20 protein-coding genes are annotated in these 19,005 nt (G+C 24.6%); 1 reads left to right on the forward strand and 19 read right to left on the reverse strand.

Going from position 1 to position 19,005, the window contains the following annotated elements:
• Positions 1–76 precede the first annotated feature (76 nt).
• The 13 genes from cas2 to Q1J78_RS07175 form a co-directional block, all read right to left on the reverse strand.
• Positions 77–466 carry a CRISPR-associated endonuclease Cas2 gene (gene cas2, locus Q1J78_RS07115; protein WP_300276468.1) on the reverse strand — a complete coding sequence of 130 codons (390 nt, stop codon included), beginning with the start codon at positions 464–466 and terminating at the stop codon, positions 77–79.
• Between the two features lie 13 nt (positions 467–479).
• Positions 480–1,469, reverse strand: a complete 990-nt coding sequence (gene cas1, locus Q1J78_RS07120) for a CRISPR-associated endonuclease Cas1 (RefSeq protein WP_300276470.1) — start codon at positions 1,467–1,469, stop codon at positions 480–482.
• A 59-nt stretch (positions 1,470–1,528) separates the two neighbouring features.
• Positions 1,529–2,644 carry a type III-A CRISPR-associated RAMP protein Csm5 gene (gene csm5 / locus Q1J78_RS07125; protein ID WP_300276472.1) on the reverse strand — a complete coding sequence of 372 codons (1,116 nt, stop codon included), beginning with the start codon at positions 2,642–2,644 and terminating at the stop codon, positions 1,529–1,531.
• Positions 2,644–3,582: a type III-A CRISPR-associated RAMP protein Csm4 gene (csm4, locus tag Q1J78_RS07130; protein ID WP_300276474.1), complete on the reverse strand. Its 939-nt coding sequence runs from the start codon at positions 3,580–3,582 to the stop codon at positions 2,644–2,646. Before csm4 ends, csm5 begins: the two co-directional genes overlap by 1 nt.
• Positions 3,583–3,586: 4 nt before the next feature.
• Complete coding sequence (gene csm3, locus Q1J78_RS07135) at positions 3,587–4,237, reverse strand: type III-A CRISPR-associated RAMP protein Csm3 (protein ID WP_300276476.1); 651 nt, start codon at positions 4,235–4,237, stop codon at positions 3,587–3,589.
• 52 nt (positions 4,238–4,289) lie between these two features.
• Complete coding sequence (gene csm2 / locus Q1J78_RS07140; RefSeq protein WP_300276478.1) at positions 4,290–4,700, reverse strand: type III-A CRISPR-associated protein Csm2; 411 nt, start codon at positions 4,698–4,700, stop codon at positions 4,290–4,292.
• Positions 4,684–7,035, reverse strand: coding sequence for a type III-A CRISPR-associated protein Cas10/Csm1 (gene cas10 / locus Q1J78_RS07145; RefSeq protein WP_300276480.1), 2,352 nt, complete (start codon positions 7,033–7,035; stop codon positions 4,684–4,686). The genes csm2 and cas10 overlap by 17 nt, the downstream gene beginning before the upstream one ends.
• A gap of 2 nt (positions 7,036–7,037) precedes the next feature.
• Entirely contained in the window at positions 7,038–7,781 is a 744-nt protein-coding gene (gene cas6, locus Q1J78_RS07150; protein WP_300276482.1) for a CRISPR system precrRNA processing endoribonuclease RAMP protein Cas6, read from the reverse strand.
• A 20-nt stretch (positions 7,782–7,801) separates the two neighbouring features.
• Positions 7,802–9,175: a type III-A CRISPR-associated CARF protein Csm6 gene (gene csm6 / locus Q1J78_RS07155; RefSeq protein WP_300276484.1), complete on the reverse strand. Its 1,374-nt coding sequence runs from the start codon at positions 9,173–9,175 to the stop codon at positions 7,802–7,804.
• Positions 9,176–9,398: 223 nt separating this feature from the next.
• Complete coding sequence (locus Q1J78_RS07160; RefSeq protein ID WP_300276486.1) at positions 9,399–10,112, reverse strand: ABC transporter ATP-binding protein; 714 nt, start codon at positions 10,110–10,112, stop codon at positions 9,399–9,401.
• Entirely contained in the window at positions 10,093–11,097 is a 1,005-nt protein-coding gene (locus Q1J78_RS07165; protein ID WP_300276488.1) for an ABC transporter substrate-binding protein, read from the reverse strand. Before Q1J78_RS07165 ends, Q1J78_RS07160 begins: the two co-directional genes overlap by 20 nt.
• Before the next feature lie 25 nt (positions 11,098–11,122).
• The gene (locus Q1J78_RS07170; RefSeq protein WP_300276490.1) at positions 11,123–11,893 is read right to left on the reverse strand and encodes an ABC transporter permease; all 771 of its coding nucleotides are present in this window, start codon (positions 11,891–11,893) and stop codon (positions 11,123–11,125) included.
• Positions 11,865–12,155 carry an MTH1187 family thiamine-binding protein gene (locus Q1J78_RS07175; protein ID WP_300276492.1) on the reverse strand — a complete coding sequence of 97 codons (291 nt, stop codon included), beginning with the start codon at positions 12,153–12,155 and terminating at the stop codon, positions 11,865–11,867. Before Q1J78_RS07175 ends, Q1J78_RS07170 begins: the two co-directional genes overlap by 29 nt.
• Before the next feature lie 299 nt (positions 12,156–12,454).
• Between Q1J78_RS07175 and Q1J78_RS07180 the strand changes: the two genes are divergently transcribed.
• Positions 12,455–13,072: an NUDIX hydrolase gene (locus Q1J78_RS07180; RefSeq protein ID WP_300276494.1), complete on the forward strand. Its 618-nt coding sequence runs from the start codon at positions 12,455–12,457 to the stop codon at positions 13,070–13,072.
• A gap of 209 nt (positions 13,073–13,281) precedes the next feature.
• On the opposite strand, the gene Q1J78_RS07185 is transcribed toward Q1J78_RS07180, so the two are convergent.
• The 6 genes from Q1J78_RS07185 to Q1J78_RS07210 all read right to left on the reverse strand — a co-directional run bounded on the left by Q1J78_RS07185 (position 13,282) and on the right by Q1J78_RS07210 (position 18,849).
• The gene (locus tag Q1J78_RS07185) at positions 13,282–13,746 is read right to left on the reverse strand and encodes a hypothetical protein (RefSeq protein WP_300276496.1); all 465 of its coding nucleotides are present in this window, start codon (positions 13,744–13,746) and stop codon (positions 13,282–13,284) included.
• A 183-nt stretch (positions 13,747–13,929) separates the two neighbouring features.
• On the reverse strand, positions 13,930–14,268 hold the full coding sequence (locus Q1J78_RS07190) for a hypothetical protein (protein WP_300276498.1): 339 nt from the start codon (positions 14,266–14,268) through the stop codon (positions 13,930–13,932).
• A 105-nt stretch (positions 14,269–14,373) separates the two neighbouring features.
• Positions 14,374–14,883: a TDE2712 family protein gene (locus Q1J78_RS07195; protein ID WP_300276500.1), complete on the reverse strand. Its 510-nt coding sequence runs from the start codon at positions 14,881–14,883 to the stop codon at positions 14,374–14,376.
• Between the two features lie 306 nt (positions 14,884–15,189).
• Positions 15,190–16,815, reverse strand: coding sequence for an ABC-F family ATP-binding cassette domain-containing protein (locus Q1J78_RS07200; protein WP_300276502.1), 1,626 nt, complete (start codon positions 16,813–16,815; stop codon positions 15,190–15,192).
• 121 nt (positions 16,816–16,936) lie between these two features.
• On the reverse strand, positions 16,937–17,653 hold the full coding sequence (locus Q1J78_RS07205; RefSeq protein WP_300276504.1) for a hypothetical protein: 717 nt from the start codon (positions 17,651–17,653) through the stop codon (positions 16,937–16,939).
• A gap of 104 nt (positions 17,654–17,757) precedes the next feature.
• Positions 17,758–18,849 carry a lysylphosphatidylglycerol synthase transmembrane domain-containing protein gene (locus tag Q1J78_RS07210; RefSeq protein ID WP_300276506.1) on the reverse strand — a complete coding sequence of 364 codons (1,092 nt, stop codon included), beginning with the start codon at positions 18,847–18,849 and terminating at the stop codon, positions 17,758–17,760.
• Between the last annotated feature and the right edge of the window lie 156 nt (positions 18,850–19,005).

The following is a 19,005-nucleotide window of genomic DNA, read 5'->3' on the forward strand; positions in this document are numbered from 1 at the left end:
TAAAAATCAGTTCAAAATATAATTATTTTTTATAAAAAAGCACTCTATCTTAAAATAGAGTGCTTTTAATCGTATATTATATAATAATATCGCCATTATCTTCTTTTTCTTCGATATCAAATCCATATCTAATTATTTTTGTAAATTTTCCAAACTGATAAATATTTATCTTATCTTCACTATCATATAACTTTTTAAGTCCTTTTTTTAATTCTTTTGTTCTTTTCTTGTCTAATAACATTTCAAATGCTGATTTTTGAACTCTAATTCCGAATCCATTTAAATATTTTACTAACTCTCTACGTCTTTTATCATCTACAACATCATAGATTACAAGGGTTCTTATTCCTTTATCTTTTTTGCTTATTTTATTTTTATTTAAATTATATGATATGTAATCAAAATTATCTTTTATTTTTAATATAGAGTTATTTTTATTATTTTTTGATTTAAATTTTATTTTCATAATAGTCCTGCCTTTATCTTATATTTGAAATTTTATAAAGTTCTGTATCTTCATTTTTTAAAACATCTATAAAACTATCCACTTGTCTAGAAATTGCTTCCCTATAATTCATCTTTTTATCAAAATATGTTATATCACTATTCATTTTTCGTGATATATGTTCAATCAGTATCTTTCTTCCATTTTGATTGAGATACACACTTCCATCATCATTAAAATTAAAAGAATCTTTTTTTATCCAATTTTTATTTATTATAGATATTACAGTGCTATCACATATAATAGGTCTCCATTCTTCCATAAAGTCACTTATTAAAGCTGCATGACCTTTTTTATCAGAATGCATAAATCCTGCATATATATACAAACCTTTAGATGATGCAATTGATTTTATTTCAGAAAATAATAGCGTGTATGCCATACTAATCATTGCATTAAACATATCTTTAGGCGGTCTTTTACTTCTACCTTCAAAAATAAATTCTTCTTTTATTATTTTTGAAATACCATCAAAATATTCTTTTGCTGCAAAACCTTCATATCCCATAACTTCAGAAATATCGTTACAAATATCTAATTTTTTCTTCATATTTTTCATTTGTGTTAAATTATATCTTATATCTTCATTCAAATTTATTTTTCTATTTAATAATACAATTTGATTATTTATTTTTGAGTTAATAATTTTTTTAGACATTTTCAATCTAAAATTTTCATTATCAGTCAACTTAATTTGCTTCCTAACTATATCTACTCTATCATTATCATTACAAGAAATTCTTCCTAAGTATTTTCCGTTATTTTTAAAAAAATTAATTTCTATATTATTTTCAATTGTATATTGTATTAAATTGGTACTTACTTTTATTCCTCCAAACATATTTATTTTATCTACCTTATGTACAGGAATTTCTTTTATTATTTCACCTTTTTCATCAATATAAATTTTATTTTCTCTTATTCCTATAGAAACTCCTTCTTTTGTTATATATAAATCAGACATAATATTTTTCACCTTTCTATAAAAAAGACGATATATAATATATCGCCTTTTACTTTGTTTTATATTTTTTTAAAATCTATTTCTATTTTTCCCATTTCATAAATACCACTTCTCGAAGTACTTCCATATTCTGCGACCTTTATTTTTCTTGGAGAAACATTATATCTTTCACCATCTTTTAAGTGATTATGTTTTCTAAATGAATTATGTAGTATTTGCTCAATAAAACCAAGTCCATCACTTTGTAAAAGAGGATATACTATTGTTTTTGATGGAAAACCAGAATAACCTCCTAAAAATAGAGTATTTATATTGCATTGTTCAGTATCATTAAAATAACTTATAAAATCACTATCTATTCTTTCAGAGTAAGTTTTTATCGATTTTTTTATTTTTTCTATGTTTATATCGTCAGTTATACTTGTGTCTATTGTTATAGTTGTCTTTATATCTACACCAGGTTTTATACATTCATAATATATTGGTAATTGTGTTATATTTCCATCTACATCCATATCCATTCTTTGGCACAATGTCATATATTCATTTGGAATAATTTGACTATCACTAACTTTGATACATGACATAATATCGTTCACAGCATCTTTTTTATCTGTATTTTTTCTTCCTATTGTTCTTAAAATTCTGTTTTCTATTTCATTTATATTTATTCCAACTTTTTTAGAATTTTTTGATTCAGATAAAATTTTATCTCCTATTTTTATAAAATCTTTATAATTATTGACAATTCCATCAACAATTAATGCCGTTCTAATAGCCCCTTTTAAACTAGAGCCTGGTATATAATTTTTATTTCCAGATTCTTTTATAAAGGTATTTATTCCTTTGAATTTGAATTCTTTTAAATTATATATATTACTTGCATCTATAGAATATTCAGACCAGTTTTTTATATCCATAATACCTATTCCATTTTTTTTAAAAAATTCACCTAAATCCATTTTAGCTTTTGCATTAAACATATATTCTTGGTATTTTTTATCTAGGTTTTTGTTTATTATCCCTTTAAACATTTTTTCAAAATTAAATAAATAGACTTTATTATTATTTTCGTCAAAATAATATTCTTTTTTACCTATATTTTTCCCACTTCCTATATATATAGGTCCTTTAGTTCTTATTGTGACTTCATATTTTTTTAAATAATCCTGCATTAAATCACCTCCATAAATAAAGGTTTTGCATATCTATATACAGGATGAGCTCCATTTATAGATACATCTACTATTTCACCTTCAAAGATTTTTTCAAAGCATCCACCAGCTTGTATTACATATAAATCTTTTTTTCTCATAAGTGTATCTGAGTAAGTTGTTGAATAAACGAATCCACTCCTTTTTTCTATTCTATAATATGCATTTTCTAATGCATCATCTATTTTATCATTTTCTGGTATACAAAGAGATAGAGACATCTTTATTTTTGAATTATCGATATTATCTAATCTTTTTTCTAATTTGTTAGGTATCTTTTCTTCCTCAAATGTAAACTTACCAAGACCTGAACTTACTTTTCCACCAATACCAGTATATGATAATGATTTTAATAATTCTTCAAATTCATTTTTATAATTTTCTTCTTCAAATTCTACAATTATATATAGACCTCCTTTTTCAGAAAATCTATATATTCCTAAATAATATGGTTCTGCATCTTCTTCTCTTCTTACAGCTGCTATATTTCTTTCATCATATTTTCCTAATTCTTTTATTTCTTTATTTGTTTTTAAAACATCTAAATCTCCTTTTAGATATGAATCTATTTTATCTACAGGAATATACTTTAATTTTTTATATGCCTTTTTTTCTTTTGAATCACTTTTTCTATCTTCTTTTATATCAAGAGGCATAAATGGTTTTGGTATAAAAAGAGTTTTATCGATATAAGGAAATGAATCTGAAATTTTAAATTTTCCTTTTTTTGCATATTCTATAAATTTATTTAACTTTTCTTCTCCACCAATATTTAGTGCTTCAATGCATAATGCTGAGAAAAGTGTATCTGCTTGAAAATTATTGTTCGATTCTGATAAAGATCCATTTCCAAAGTGTACACCTGTTTTAAATTTTAATTTATAAATTATTCTTTTCATTATGCTATCCCTCTAATATTTTTTTACAATCTTCTTTTATCTTATTATCGATTTTCCCTACCACTACATCTAAATTTAAATCTTCTATTTTTACTCTTCCATAACCTCTTGAACCATGCCCACCTATATAGTCATATTCAAGGAATTTTAATCCTTCTTTTAGTAACTCTATATCTTCTTTTATTTCTTTTTCTTCTTCAGCGTTATATATTATACTAAAATCAAATATTGATCCTCTAACAGCTCTTTCTATTTGTCTTGGATTTGCTATTGCTGTTATTCTATTTATAGTATTTTCTGTTTTTATTTCTGTAGAAGAAACTCCTATATCCTTTAAATCATCATCATTTGATAATATAGAATCAGAAAATATAAGTCTACTTGATTTTATTTCTCCTTTTTTTGAACTACCAAATAATCTTTTTATTTTCTGGTCATCATTATCTGGTTCGACTAATTTAGTATTGTATTTTTTAGCAAGTAATGTACGTAATTTACCTTTAAAACTACTTCCAGGAATCATTGGTAAATCAGTAAAAGAATCTCTTATTACAGGAGAATCTATTGCACCTATAGCCGCAAACTGTGTAGATCCACCTATATGCATTCCTGTTTCTAGTTTTATTTTTCCTTTTATTTCTATTTTAGCAAACATAATTTTTCTCCTTTTTATATAATTTATATATCTATATAACAAATTTAATATCTTATTTTTCTTTCCCACCATAGTATTTATGATAAGCAACTAATGCTTCCATATAGTTACAGAATAATATTAAAGATTCTCTTTTATTTCCAATTGAATCTATTATTTCTAATAGATGTCCATTTTTTGCAAATTTTTCAACTCCAGACTTTCCATTATCTGCGATATCTCTACCAATTTCATATACCAATCTCATTTTCATATATTTAACTCTGCTGACAATATTTTCATCTAATATATCATCTCTATTTCTCAGAGCTGAATTATATAATTCTGTTACCATCATTAATATATTTCTTATTTTTGATGTAGTTAATTTTATTTCTTTATCCCCTCTTTTATTTGTCTCTACTAAACTTTTTATTACTTTTTCAGCTTCATCAACATAATTTAATTTAGTTATATATTTCATTTTTACCCTCCATATCCTTTCTATTATTATATACATATAAAAGAATAGCTGTCTTCATTTGTTTACTATCTTCTTCATTTTTTATCCATTTATATACTTTCTTAGAAAATTCCATATAATTTTCTTTTTCTTTTTCAAAAATTTTTAAAGATTCATCATCCTTTTTATTTGGTTTTTGAGGTTCTAATCTAGCAAGAACATATGCTAATCTTGCTATATTAATTTTATCTTCTTTATTATTAAATAATTCTAATATTCTATATACAAAGGTATTTCCTCTTTCTCTCTGATTTTTAAAGAAATTCTCAATAGTAAAGTACTTTTCTCCTATTACTTTTTCATTAAACTCATTCCATTTATAAGTATTTTCTGATCTAGCTATTGTTATGGCATTTTTCCCATCTACAGATTTTGATATTTCTTCAAGTTCTCCAGTTTTTCTCGCCATTACTGCTATTGGATATTTTTTTGGATAAATATCTATTCCAGCTGATAGTGTTAATGTATTTTGAGTAAATTTTTTAAATTTTTCAGTTAAATCTATTGAAAATTCTATTACATCATCCCAACTACCTATTATAAATAGATCATCTCCACCAGAATAAACTATAATAGCATTTCTTTTACCACGCTCTTTTTCTGAAGACATAGTAAAATCACCATCTTCTAAGATATTATTTATATGTAATTTGAAGAACATTGATAATTTTCTTGAGAATGTGGCTGTTCTAGAAAGAGTTATATATTGTTCTGGATTTTTTAATTTGCTATTTTCAAATCCTGATACAAAACTTTGTCCTAAATTATCTACATCTGCTCTCATAATGGCTAATCTTTTTATACCTGTTGAATTATTTGCAAGTGTAGAAAAATCATCTCCATTATTGTAATCTCCTACCCATATTTTAGAATATGTATTATCTATTTCTAAATTATTTTTAGAATAAACTCTTTTTATTTTTCCTTCTTTTTCTAATTTAATAATATTTTCTTTGTTTAATGCTATTAAATTATATCCAAATGGCAACGGTAAACTAGGTTGATAAGAATTATCTTTAATCACTACAAATGAATCCTTGTTTAATATATCCTTTGATATATCTTCTATATTGCTGCATATTTCACATTTATCATCTTTTCTTAATTTATCTACTCTATGGCATACACTACATTCTCTTTTTCCATCAGAAAGATTTTCTGAATTTAATTTTTTTATAATATTAGAAGAATATCTTTTCATTTTCTTTTCAGATATTTTTTTACTAACTTCTGCAAATAATTTTTTATAACTTCCAACAGGTTCATTACAAAAGCTATTGGCAGAACATTCAGAGTATCCAGATGCTATATATAAATCTGTTTTATAATACTCCATAAACCAATTATTTATATCTATTTCATAATTTTTTAATATTTCTTTTATTTCATCAGTATTAGGCAACACAATATAAGCATGCCCTCCTCCAGAATATATAAGGTTCGCTCTAGTAAATCCTGTTTTTTCTAATAAAATATCTATACAATGTTCTATAAGCATTTCAAGATAAAAAGATCTTGTTCTCAATCCTTTTAAAGCCTTTTGTGATGATATAGTATATATAAAATCTTGTATTCCAGATACATCCATACTATACAATAAGAACATTTTTTCATTCATAAATTCTAGTTCATTATCATTCAAAGATTTAAAATCACTTATATTATTTTCATCAAAATATCTTCTTACAGAAGATGCTATTGTTGCAGTTATCTTTGAATGATCATACAATGAAATATCTTTAATTTTTTCTTCTGTTAAGGTTGCTGGTACAAAACTTAAATATTTTTCTTCTACAGTAAGTAATTTTGCAGCCAATGCTTCTATAGAATTACTATTTTTTAATATATTTTTTATACTTTTATTAGCCTCTTCTAGTATTTTATTATTTTCTTTTGCTGATTTTACAGGATAGTTTGGAATTCCTTTTCTATCTATTTTTTCAACTCTATATACTAATTTTTCGTTATTTCCATTTAAAATATTAAAAATACTATCCAATTCTTTTATTTTATTTTGAATTAATTTCCCATCATCTTTTTTTCTGCCTTCCATTTTTGACGATATATTATCTGCAAAATTTACAATATACGCATAATCCGATATATTTTTATTTTCAGATATTTGTTTTTTATGATGATATTTTATTGAATCTAAAATATCTTTATCTAAAAATTGCATATTATCTTCAACAAATTTTGCACCACTTTCACTATGATGGATTTTTTTATCATTTAAAATTTTTCCAACATCATGTAGTAATGCCCCTGTTGTTGCTTTTAATTGAGCATTATTCATTTTTAATTACCTCCATTTTCAAATTTTATAGCTCCCATACCTATAGATGTCTTGATACCTATTCCAGAATATTCAGCATATCCAAACATAAAGTTGACTAGATTTACTAACATTTGCGGACCTTTTATTTTTATTGTTATTCTACCTTTAAACGACGGAATTTTTACACCTTCTAATTGGAATGCTGTACTTTTTAAATTATATGAAACTATTTCAGAATAATTTACTAAATCTTCTAAGACACTTTCATTAAAAACTACTATCTCATCTGACAATTTATCATGTTTTTTTATTATACTTTGATATATCCATCTTAAATTTGGATACATCTGATATTTTCCATCACTTTTAAAAGATGTCGGTGTTATAAAATTAATTTTTATAAATCGTTTTGAATATTCAAAGTAATATTTATCCATCAATTCATTTTCAGTTATAGTTATTATTTTTTTATCTAAAATTTTTAATCTTAAATCTTTATATTTTATTTCTATTTCTTTGAAATCATTACTATATAATTTATCTATTATTTTTTCTTTTGCTTCGTCTGTCAATGCCGTAATATTCCATTGTATAAAATTATTTTCCACAGAGATATATTGAGTATACGGATTTATAGGCATAGTATGTAAAATATCACCATATTCTCTATCAATTTTCTCCATTAAAACTCCTTGAAATAAAGACATTGTATTAAGATTAATTTCATCATTTTTTTCTATTTTTATTTCTAATTTTGTTAACATATCTTTACCTTTTTATACTTTTATATTAAAGATTTTATGTATTTATTCATTTTTTCATATGAATTCCATTCATCTTCATTTGATATTTCTGCTTCTTGAGCAATAAATTTAATCATATCTATTATATCTTTAGAGCTTTTACCCTTTTTTATTAATTTACCATTTTGTATAGTTATTGAATCAGAAGTACCTTCTTTTATTTTTTCATCATTTATAGATACTACTTGATGTGCCGCTATATTCCTTACATTTTCTTCCACTTGTCTTAATGTTATTATTGTATTTTTTACTTTTTCATTTGTTTCAACACCTTTTATAATAGCTGATAGATTTGATGCTGCTAATAGAGAATCTCTAAACTTACCAAATTCTTCATTTAAAGAATTTAATATTATTTGTGCTTCTTTATTATTCTTACTTATTTCATTTTTTAATTTTGAGTCTTTTATTTTTAGTTTAGAGTCTGAACCACTGCAATATTTTAAGATATTTATTTCTAGTTTTCGTTCTAGATACAATTTAAAAATATCAGATAGTATAGGACTTATTCCTCTTATAAAATCTGCATACTCTTCTCTCTTAACTTTTATTTCTAAAGATAATATATATTCATATAATTTTATATCCTCATTATTATTTTTATATTTTTTTAATTTGAAATATTCTATATCTGCTCCAGATTTTTTCAATAATTTTGCATAACTCATATAATTTAATGAGAGTCTTTCTTTTGCTGCCTCTATTGCATATAAAGCTTCTTTTGATAAACTTCTTTTAATATCTTTTGCTAATTCAAGTGCAGCATGATAATCATATTGATCTATATGTTTTTTTATAATTTCCTTTTTGAACTTTGTGATAAGTTGGAGATGTGTAGAAACTTCTGTTCTGTCTTTATATCCATCAAAATTATCTTTATTTTCTCTCCATAATTTTTCAAATGGTATTTCGGGTGGTTCATGATTTATTTTATTTGGAGCTGGTACTTGTATTGCTTTGTAATTTCCATCCCCTAATGCAGCAATCACTTGCAATGCTGATTTCATAGCTGGAGTTCCTGAAGATGTATTTAGAAAAATTTCTGAATCAGGATATTTTTCTCTTATTTTTTTTAAATTTGATTCAAATTCTTCATAATATGAATCAAATTTATATACAGCCTCAATCTTACTTCCATCTATTATTTCTATTTTTGTATTTTTCCCTATTTTTTTATCTAAAAGTTCTATGACTTTTGTATATCTCTGATCTTTATTTTGTTTTTCTCTCATTTCTTCAGAAAAATATAAATATACAACTTCTGGACTGTATACCCTTGTTATATGTAACATAGCACCATCGTGCATTTTAGATATAGGATCCGTTAAACCTATTGGCGAAAATAATATTCTCATAAAATATCTCTCCTTATTTATTTGCTATAAATTAATCTTATCACAAAGAAATTCTATAAACAATATTTACTAATTTATAAATAGATTAAATTTTATTTTTATATGTTTATTTTTTTATTTAATCTATGAATTTTAAATTTATATTTTAATATTTTAATTAAATATATAAATAATATAGATTAATAAGAAAAAAACAGGATACTTTTACAGTATCCTGTTCATTTTATACATTTAAAATATCTAAAATATCTTTCTTAACCTTAAACGAATATTCAATATCATCTACTCTGTCTCTATCAACTTTTATTTCTACACTGACACTAGATGGTTTATTAGAAATAACATAAATTCTATCAGAAAGTAAAATCGCTTCTTCTATATCATGAGTTATAAGCAATATAGTCGATTTAACCTGTTTTCTAACATTTAATAACCATTTTTGCATAGAAGACTTTGTTATAGAATCTAAAGCTCCAAAAGGTTCATCTAGTAGCATAATATCATTTGAATTTATATAGGTTCTCATGAAATTTGCTCTTTGTTTCATTCCACCTGATAATTCTTTAGGATATTTTTCTTCATATCCTTCTAAACCAAAAACTTTAAAATATTCTTTGACTTTTTTTCTGGCTTCTATTTTCTTTTCTTTTCTAAGTATAAGTGGCAATGAAACATTATCTATTATTGTTTTGTAAGGTAGTAGTAAATCTTTTTGATACATATAGCTTAAATTTCCATTTATTTCAACACTACCAGTATCTTGAGTTAAAAGTCCTGCTATTATATTAAAAATAGTACTTTTCCCACAACCACTTGGTCCTAAAATAGATACTAATTCTCCTTCTCCTACATTAATAGATATATTTTCTATTATTTTTTCACTTCCAAATGATTTACTTATATTTTCTATTTTTATCTTATTGTGGTAAGAATTCATTTGTATATGCATCCTTTGCTTTCATATCTTTTTTGATAAGTCCATATTCTTTTAAGAATGCTGTATAATTATTCCAAACCTTATCTTGCATTTCACCCCATCTAGCTGCATCATCTTTATATTTTGTAGCTAAGAATTTTTGGCTTTCTATTGCTAATTTTTCATCTATCTCAGGTGCATTTTTTACAAGAATTTTAGCAGCATCTTCTGGTTTATCTATAGCGAACTGATAACCTTCTGTTGTCGCTTTCATGAATTTTTTTATTAATTCAGGATTATCTTTTATTAATGCTTCATTAGTTATTATTACAGGTGTATAATAGTCTAATCTTTCATCAAAGTCTTTTATAGGTATAAAGTTTAAATCAAATCCTTTTAATTTAGCTTGAACTACATCCCAACCTTCATAAATCCAAGCAAAATCTACATTATTAGTTGTAGCTGTAAAGAAATCATCTTGACCTATATCAGCTATTTTTACTTTATCAAAATCTGCTTTAGATTTTTTCATAACAGATTCTATTACAGCTGGTTCAGATTGAGAACCCCATCCACCATAAATTTTATTTTCAAAATCTTTTGGTGTTTTTATATTTTTTTCAGCAGGAGATGCAAATCCTGATGTATTGTGCTGTATTACAGTTGCTATTGCTTTTATTGGAAGAGGATCATCAGAAGTTTTTGCATATGTTACTTCTTCTTGATATGATATCCCAAAATCTGCTTTTCCTGATGCAACTAAACTAGCTGCTCCACCTTCAGGTGGCTGAACTATTTCTACATCAAGTCCTTGTTCTTTATAGTATCCGTTCTCTAATGCAGTATAAAGACCAGTGTGATTTGTATTTGGAGTCCAGTCTAGCACAACTGTAACTTTTTCTAAATCCTTATTTGCTGATTTTTCTTCTTTTTTAGAGCATCCCGAAAGTACTCCAGCTACTAAAACCCCAACTAATCCTACTGAGATAAGTTTTTTAAATTTCATATTGTATCTCCTTATTTTTTATAATTTATATATTTCTATTTTTTAATGCTTTTTTTCTAATCAATTGTATAACACCTACAAATATTAAACTAAATATTACTATAAGTATTGTAGATGCAAACACTTTATCCAGTGCATATGCCTTTTTAGACCTTACCATATACACTCCAAGACCTTCTGTCCCACCTAACCATTCAGCAACAGTTGCAGCCATTACTGCATAAGTTGCCGATATTTTTAATCCAGAGAAAAGTTTTTCTGTAGACATTGGAAATTTTAAATGAATGAATGTATTTAGTTTACTTGCATTCATTGTTTTGAATAGATTTATATAATCTTTATCTATATTTTCAAGACCATCTACAAAACTTACTAATATTGGGAAGAAACAAGTAAGTATTACCATTAATGTTTTTGGTAATATTCCAAATCCAAACCATATTACAAGTAGTGGTGCTATTGTTATAGTAGGTATCATTTGTGTTATAAGCATAAGAGGATATAAACACTTTCTCACAATATCTACAAAATCCATTAAAATCCCCATAATTAAAGCTATAAGTACAGCTAACATAAAACCTGACACAGACTCAAATATAGTTACTATACTATGTTTCATTAAATTTTGATAATCTGTAAAAAATACATCTATTATATCAGTTGGTGCTGGTAAAAGATATTGTGGTATATCAAATTTAATTACTATAAATTCCCATGCTGCTATTATAATTAAAAATGTTATTATAGGATAAGAAGCTTTTTTTAGATTATCTGTGATTTCTAAGTTTGTCCTCAATAGTTAATCCCCCAGCTTTTTCATCTACTCTAGCTACAGTTATTACTCTTTCACAATCTAATTCAAAAGGTAATTTGTGCATTCTTTTTATAAGTTCAAATACTTCATCAAATTCCCCTTCAAAAGTAGTACTCATAGCTCCTATTTCATATTTTAATCCACTTTTTTCTACTAATTCTATACATGCATCTACTACTTTATACATCTGATCTTCGTTTGCATAAGGGCGTAAAGGCATTACTGCTACATCTGCTATTACCATATTAAATCATTCCTTTCAAATCAAAAATTTTTACTATATCTATTATACTATTACTTATTTTTTTAATCAAATTATTATTTTTTTAATTATTGTTTTTCTTTAAGTATTATTCTATAAAAACCAACATTCCTTTTCTTTTAAACTTCTATTCTGATTTTTATTTTATAATTATTAAACAGTTTATTTTCTATTTATTATTAATTTATTTTTTAATAAACAATAGATTTCAAAATTTCACTTTCTCTTTATTCTACTTTTTAATATAATTGAATTATAAATTTAAAATTAGGAGATGTATTATGTTCGATAAGCAAAAAATTTTAGATAAATTAAAAAATCATAAACCTTATATAAATGGCTATGAATCAATGAGAAGGGCTTCTGTTTATATTCCCCTTGTTAGAAAAGATGGTGAAGTTTATATTTTATTTGAAGTTAGAGCAAAAACGCTCAAACATGGACCTTCAGAAATATCTTTTCCTGGTGGAGGAATAGAAAAAGGAGAAACTCCTTTAGAAGCTGCCATAAGAGAAACAGGTGAAGAAATTGGTTCTTATGTCAGTGATTTAAATGTTATAGGAGAACTTGATTTATTAATAACTCCTGTTAGATATATAATTCATCCTTTTGTTGGATATCTTGATAATATAGAGCATTTAAAATTAAATAAAGATGAAGTAGATCATGTTTTTATGGTTCCCATAAAATATTTTTTAGAAAATCCTCCACAGATATACTTCAATACTGTAAAAACTACTCCTGATAAAAAACTGCCTTTTGATATTATCCCAGGAAAAGAAAATTATAAATTTGAAGAAGGAAAATCTTCTGTATTCTTTTATAGATATAAAGATTATGTAATATGGGGTATAACAGCAAAAATTTTATATAATTTCTTAGAATTTTTTAAAGACTAAATTTTATATAATATCTACTAAATATAATATCCACTAAAATAAAAGTTTTATAGATAGAATATCAATTTATATAAATTATAAAAAGCAACTAATCTTATTTATTAGTTGCTTTTTATTGACTTATATATTTTTATTTATAGTATTTTTATTAATTATATTTTATTTAGTAGAATTTTGTATATTAAATTTTAAATATTTCATTACTATTTTTATAGTATAGAATGTTTTTTCACAGTATTTTCATAATTTATACCTGCTAAGAAAAATGATATAGCAGATAATGAAAGTGATAACCCTATAGCTGTGTATATTATCACAAGTGCTATTCCACTTATTAAATTAAATACTCTAAGTGATATTCCAAAAGTCATCATAAATGCCATTATAAGATATCCTTTTTTATCAAAGAAAGAAAATAAACAAGGAGATTCATTTTCCATATTTACAATTCTTTTAGAATGTTTTTTAAACATTTTATAAAATACTTTTGAAAAGAATAGTGCAAATCCCATAAGACCTAGAATAAGAGAAATAAATCTAAAATTATCCATTGATCCAAATTCGTCTACACCTATTTTTAACACATTATATCCTGCTATTGCCCAAACTAATCCTGCTAAAAAGAATAAGTTTCTTTTATTTGTTTTTGGTTTAAATTTTTCTATATTTTTCATAATCTTAAATCCTTTCACAACTATATAACTTTATATTCTTTATTTACCCCTATTTTTATCTTTTAATCATTAAATCATAAAATAATTTATTCTATTTAAATATTTTTATTATGATTTATTTGTTGCAAATAATTATTTGAATAAAGCTTAAAGTTTGTGAATAAAATTTAAAAAATGAAAATATTATAATATATCGTTTAAAATCTTTTGTATGTCTAGAGAATTTAAATCTTCTTTTTTAGTAAATATTACTACATTATTTCTTTCTGCAAGTAAAACTGTTTCTTCATCAATAGATAAAGCTTCTAGTTTTGTATAGTCTATTGTAGCAACTCTATCATCTTGAAGTATAGCATTTATTTTCATATCTCCATCTGAGGCTATGTATTCCAATATAGACATTGATATACCTGTTAATTGATTAAATGTCAATACATTTACCATATCATTAGAATTTATAGTTCGTATTATTTCCAATATTTGTTCTTTTTTGTCCATATTCTGAAATTCTAAATTATCCATTTTAATTCCTCCAATTAAATAAATATTATCTATTAAAAATACCCATTACATCAGATTATTTATCTAATACAATAGGTATTTATTCATCAATATATTAATTTTTAATTACATACTAAGAAGTTTTTCTTCTATATATTCATTGAAAGGTTTATCTCCTATTTTAACCGGTCCATCACCAAAGAAATCTACTACTATATTAAAGAAGTTTATAACTAATTTATTATCATCTATATAGCATTCATCTACATGTCCTGGTATAAATACTACTTCATATTCATCTTTAGTTAGTTTATCTTCTAAGTAATCAAGATTTAATTGTTTTACTGGTGCAACCATCATATTTGTGAATCCTAAATCTTCAAGCATCCACATATTTTTACTCCAAAATCTACTTTCTTTTTTAGTAGGTTTGTTTAATAACTCTCTGTTTGATATTGCAGAAAGCACTTTTCTTACAGATTCTTTTGTAAATTCATCATCATATAGATATTTCATGTCTGGATTTTCTGCTATTTCTAAGAAGAATGAATCCGCTATTTTTTCTTTTTGATGTACTGAGTCCCAAATATAAAGCATCATTTCTAAAATTTCATTTTTGATTATAATTTTAGCCATTTTAATTCCCTCTTTCTTTTTTGTGTTTTTAATACCTCACTGAGTAAAAATCATTAAGATTACCTTTTCCTATGATTCACATTAATATTATATCATAATTTTGCAATAAGTTTAAAAGATAATTAATTTAAATTTTATTTTAATTTTAAATTTTTAATTATATCTTTATGTATATTTTTAAGATAATAAAAATACCCCCTATATTTGAAAATTTATAACTTGAAAGTTAATATAATCAAATATAAGAGGTATATAATATTTTAGGATTTAATTTTCTAGATTTAAAATCTTGTTAACATATGAAAACTATTTTACTTCTCCATACATTTCTTTTAATTTAGATTGTATTTCTTTGTTTTCTATATATTCATCAAATTCCATTTTTCTATCCATAATTCCATTTGGAGTTATTTCTATTATTCTATTTGCTAATGTTTCTATCATCTGGTGGTCATGAGATGTAAATAATATAACTCCTGGGAATTTTTCAAGTCCCTGGTTGACAGATGTTATAGATTCTAGGTCAAGATGGTTAGTTGGATCATCTAAAACAAGTACATTAGCATTTGAAAGCATCATCTTAGAGAACATACATCTAACTTTTTCTCCCCCTGATAAAACTTTTGCTTCTTTTAAAGCTTCATCTCCAGAGAATAACATTCTTCCTAAGAATCCTCTTACAAAACTTTCACTTTTTTCTTCTGAGAACTGTCTTAACCAGTCAACTAAAGAGTATTCACATCCATCAAAATATTTGTTATGATTTTTTGGAAGATAATCTTGAGTAGTAGTTACTCCCCATTTATATGAACCACTATCTGGTTCCATTTCTCCCATTATTATATTGAATAAAGTTGTAGTTGCTATTTCATCTCCCATAAATACGATTTTTTCATCGTTTTCTAATCTGAAAGATACATCATCAAGTACTTTTACTCCATCAATAGTTTTAGTTAGGTTATGAACTTCTAAAACTTCATTTCCTATTTCTCTAGCTGGTGTAAATCCAACATATGGATATCTTCTGCTAGATGGTTTTATATCTTCAACTTGTAATTTATCAAGCTGTTTCTTTCTAGACGTAGCCTGTTTAGCTTTTGATGCGTTAGAACTAAATCTTGCTATGAATTCTTTTAATTGAGCTATTTTTTCTTCCATTTTTTTATTTTGGTCTTTTTGTAGTTGTAATGCTAGCTGACTTGATTCATACCAGAAGTCGTAGTTACCAACATACATTTGTATTTTACCAAAGTCTACATCTACTATATTAGTACATATCTGATTTAAGAAATGTCTATCATGCGATACAACTATAACTATAGAGTTTTCTAAGTCCATTATAAAATTATTTAACCAATTAATTGATTGGAAATCAAGGTGGTTTGTAGGTTCGTCAAGTAATAGTATTTCTGGCTCTCCAAATAATGCTTGAGCTAAAAGAACTTTGACTTTTTCTCCACCAGTTAATTCCTTCATTAATTTATGGTGCATATCTTTTTCTATACTAAGTCCCATAAGTATTTTTTCAGCATTTGTTTCAGCATCCCATCCATTTAATTCTGCAAATTCTGCTTCAAGATCTGCTGCTTTTATACCATCTTCTTCTGAAAAATCTTCTTTCATATATAAAGCATCTTTTTCCTGCATTATATTCCAAAGTCTTTCATGACCTCTTATTACAACATTTAATACTTCTTCTTCTTCATACTTGAAGTGGTCCTGTTTTAGTACAGACATTCTTTCTTTTTCTGTTATTGATACACTTCCAGTATTAGGCTCTATTTCACCTGATAATATTTTTAAAAATGTAGATTTACCAGCTCCATTAGCTCCTATTATTCCGTAGCAATTACCTTTTGTAAATTTAAGATTTACATCTTTGTATAATTCTTTATCGCCAAATCTAAGTCCAACATTCGTTACTTGTAGCATATTATTTTCCTTTCTTTCAATTAATTATTTATATTTTACGAATTTCCGATTAACACAATCCTCTCTATCATATATTAAATTTCTATTATAGTCAATATCATAGAGTTTTCTTATGAAATTTTTAGTTGAATAATACACATACTTTTACTTGTTCTGACTTTTCTTTAACTAAATTTGCAAATATTACTGAACTTTTATCTCCATTACATCTTTCTTCAAATTCCATCATTAATTCTGAAATGTATTCAAAAGTAACTCTTTCATCACCCTCTAATATTATGATACATTTTCTAGAAATAAACTCATCTCCTGTACTTTCTATATCTTCCATTATTTTTTCTACAGCTATTTTAGATTCAGTACCATAATTTATATTCGTGCATATATATTTTATATCTTTGTCAGTAATCATTATATCTCTTAAATCTGTTATGTCTAAATTAAGTATAGGTTCTTCTGTTATAGATTCTGCCATCATATCCATTAAATCAGCTATTTTTTCAATATTTTTTTCTTCTGTTTTTATATATCTATCTATTTCTTCTATTTTTTTAGATTTATCTGTTGAAAAATCAAACCCTATACATAGAGTTTTTCTTTCTGATGCCATAAACCCTATAGCTTTTACTATTTCTATTGCTCTTTTATCTGATGAGTCAAATATAAGATATAATATTTCTATATCATCTAATAAATTTCTTACAAAATCTTTATCTACATCTTTATCTTTATCTATTCTTTCTATATTAACATGACTTAATTCAAATTTAGATATCTCATTTACTATTTCAATTCCTTTTTCAGAAATTCCTATTGCTTTTGATATTTTACCCATCATATTTCATTCTCCTCCAAAATTGATTATTTAAATAAATTTTATTTTTCTATTGTAATCTTGATGATTTTATTGTTTATTGAATTTATTATACTATATTCTTTTATTTATTCTAGAGATTCTTTTATTTTTTGAGATTCTTTTTTTATATTTCTTAATTCATCTTCATCCATTTTATTCATGTAATAGTGTGAAATCCATGTACATATACCTGATAGTAATAGTATAAAATAATATACTAAAAAACTATACATAATAACAGCATATCCTATATATCTTTTTGGAAAAACTCTATTGAATATTCCAAAGAAAGTTATTTCGTTTGCTCCTACATTTCCTGGTGTTGGAATAGGAGATATAGTCATATACAATAAAACTTGTAATGAAAATAGCATATAAAAGCTAGTTCCAGATAATTTTGATGCTTTATATATACAAAAAACTATGCTGAAATATATGAATAACTGTAAAAAAGTTAAAAATATTGTAATTATTAAAGATTTAACATCTTTTATATACATTAATATTGATTTATTGAAATCATCAATATAATTATAACATCTTTCATTTTTATCTCTTAAAAACTTAAATATTCTAAATCTTCCTAAAGCACTAATTACAATATCTACAAATTTTTTCATTAACTTTGGATTTAATACTATCATCATACCACCTAATATTGTAACCATATTCATAGCCATACCGAATGTTAAAAGCATTATAATATGTCTATAATCTGATACAATCATAGATTTATTTAGTAGTATAACAGCTCCACATATAAAAGTTACTACAGTTTGAAATAATACTGTTTTATTTGTCACTATAGCAACAGCTTTACTAAGACTTATTCCATATCTATTCATTACATAAATTTGCATTGGTTGGCTACCTGATGCAAATGGTGTTACAAGATTATAATAAAGCCCCATTGTACCCATTTGTAATCCAATTGTTCGTTTTTTCTTATCTTTCTCTACAGAATTTATAATTAATTGAAAAACAAGTGTTTCTAAAATAATATATATTAAAACCAATAACATTCCAAAGAATAAAAATTTCTTATCTACAAAAGCTATTACATCAGGAATTCTCCTATAGTCTATTGTTGTAGAAACTATATATACAGTAAGTCCTATTAAAAATAATAGAAAAACATACTGCAATATATTCTTCTCTGTTTTTGTCAATTTTCTCATAACCTTTATTCCCCTTTGTTTTTATTCCACAATATATTAGTATACATTTTAAAAATGTTTTTGAAAATACATTATTAGTTTTTATCACTCTATTATTATAATAACTCATTTTTCTTAAGATTATATAAAAAAATTTATAAAGTTTTTAATATAATT

It is taken from the genome of Peptacetobacter sp. (assembly GCF_029264495.1).
In the GTDB taxonomy this organism is placed as follows: domain Bacteria; phylum Bacillota; class Clostridia; order Peptostreptococcales; family Peptostreptococcaceae; genus Peptacetobacter.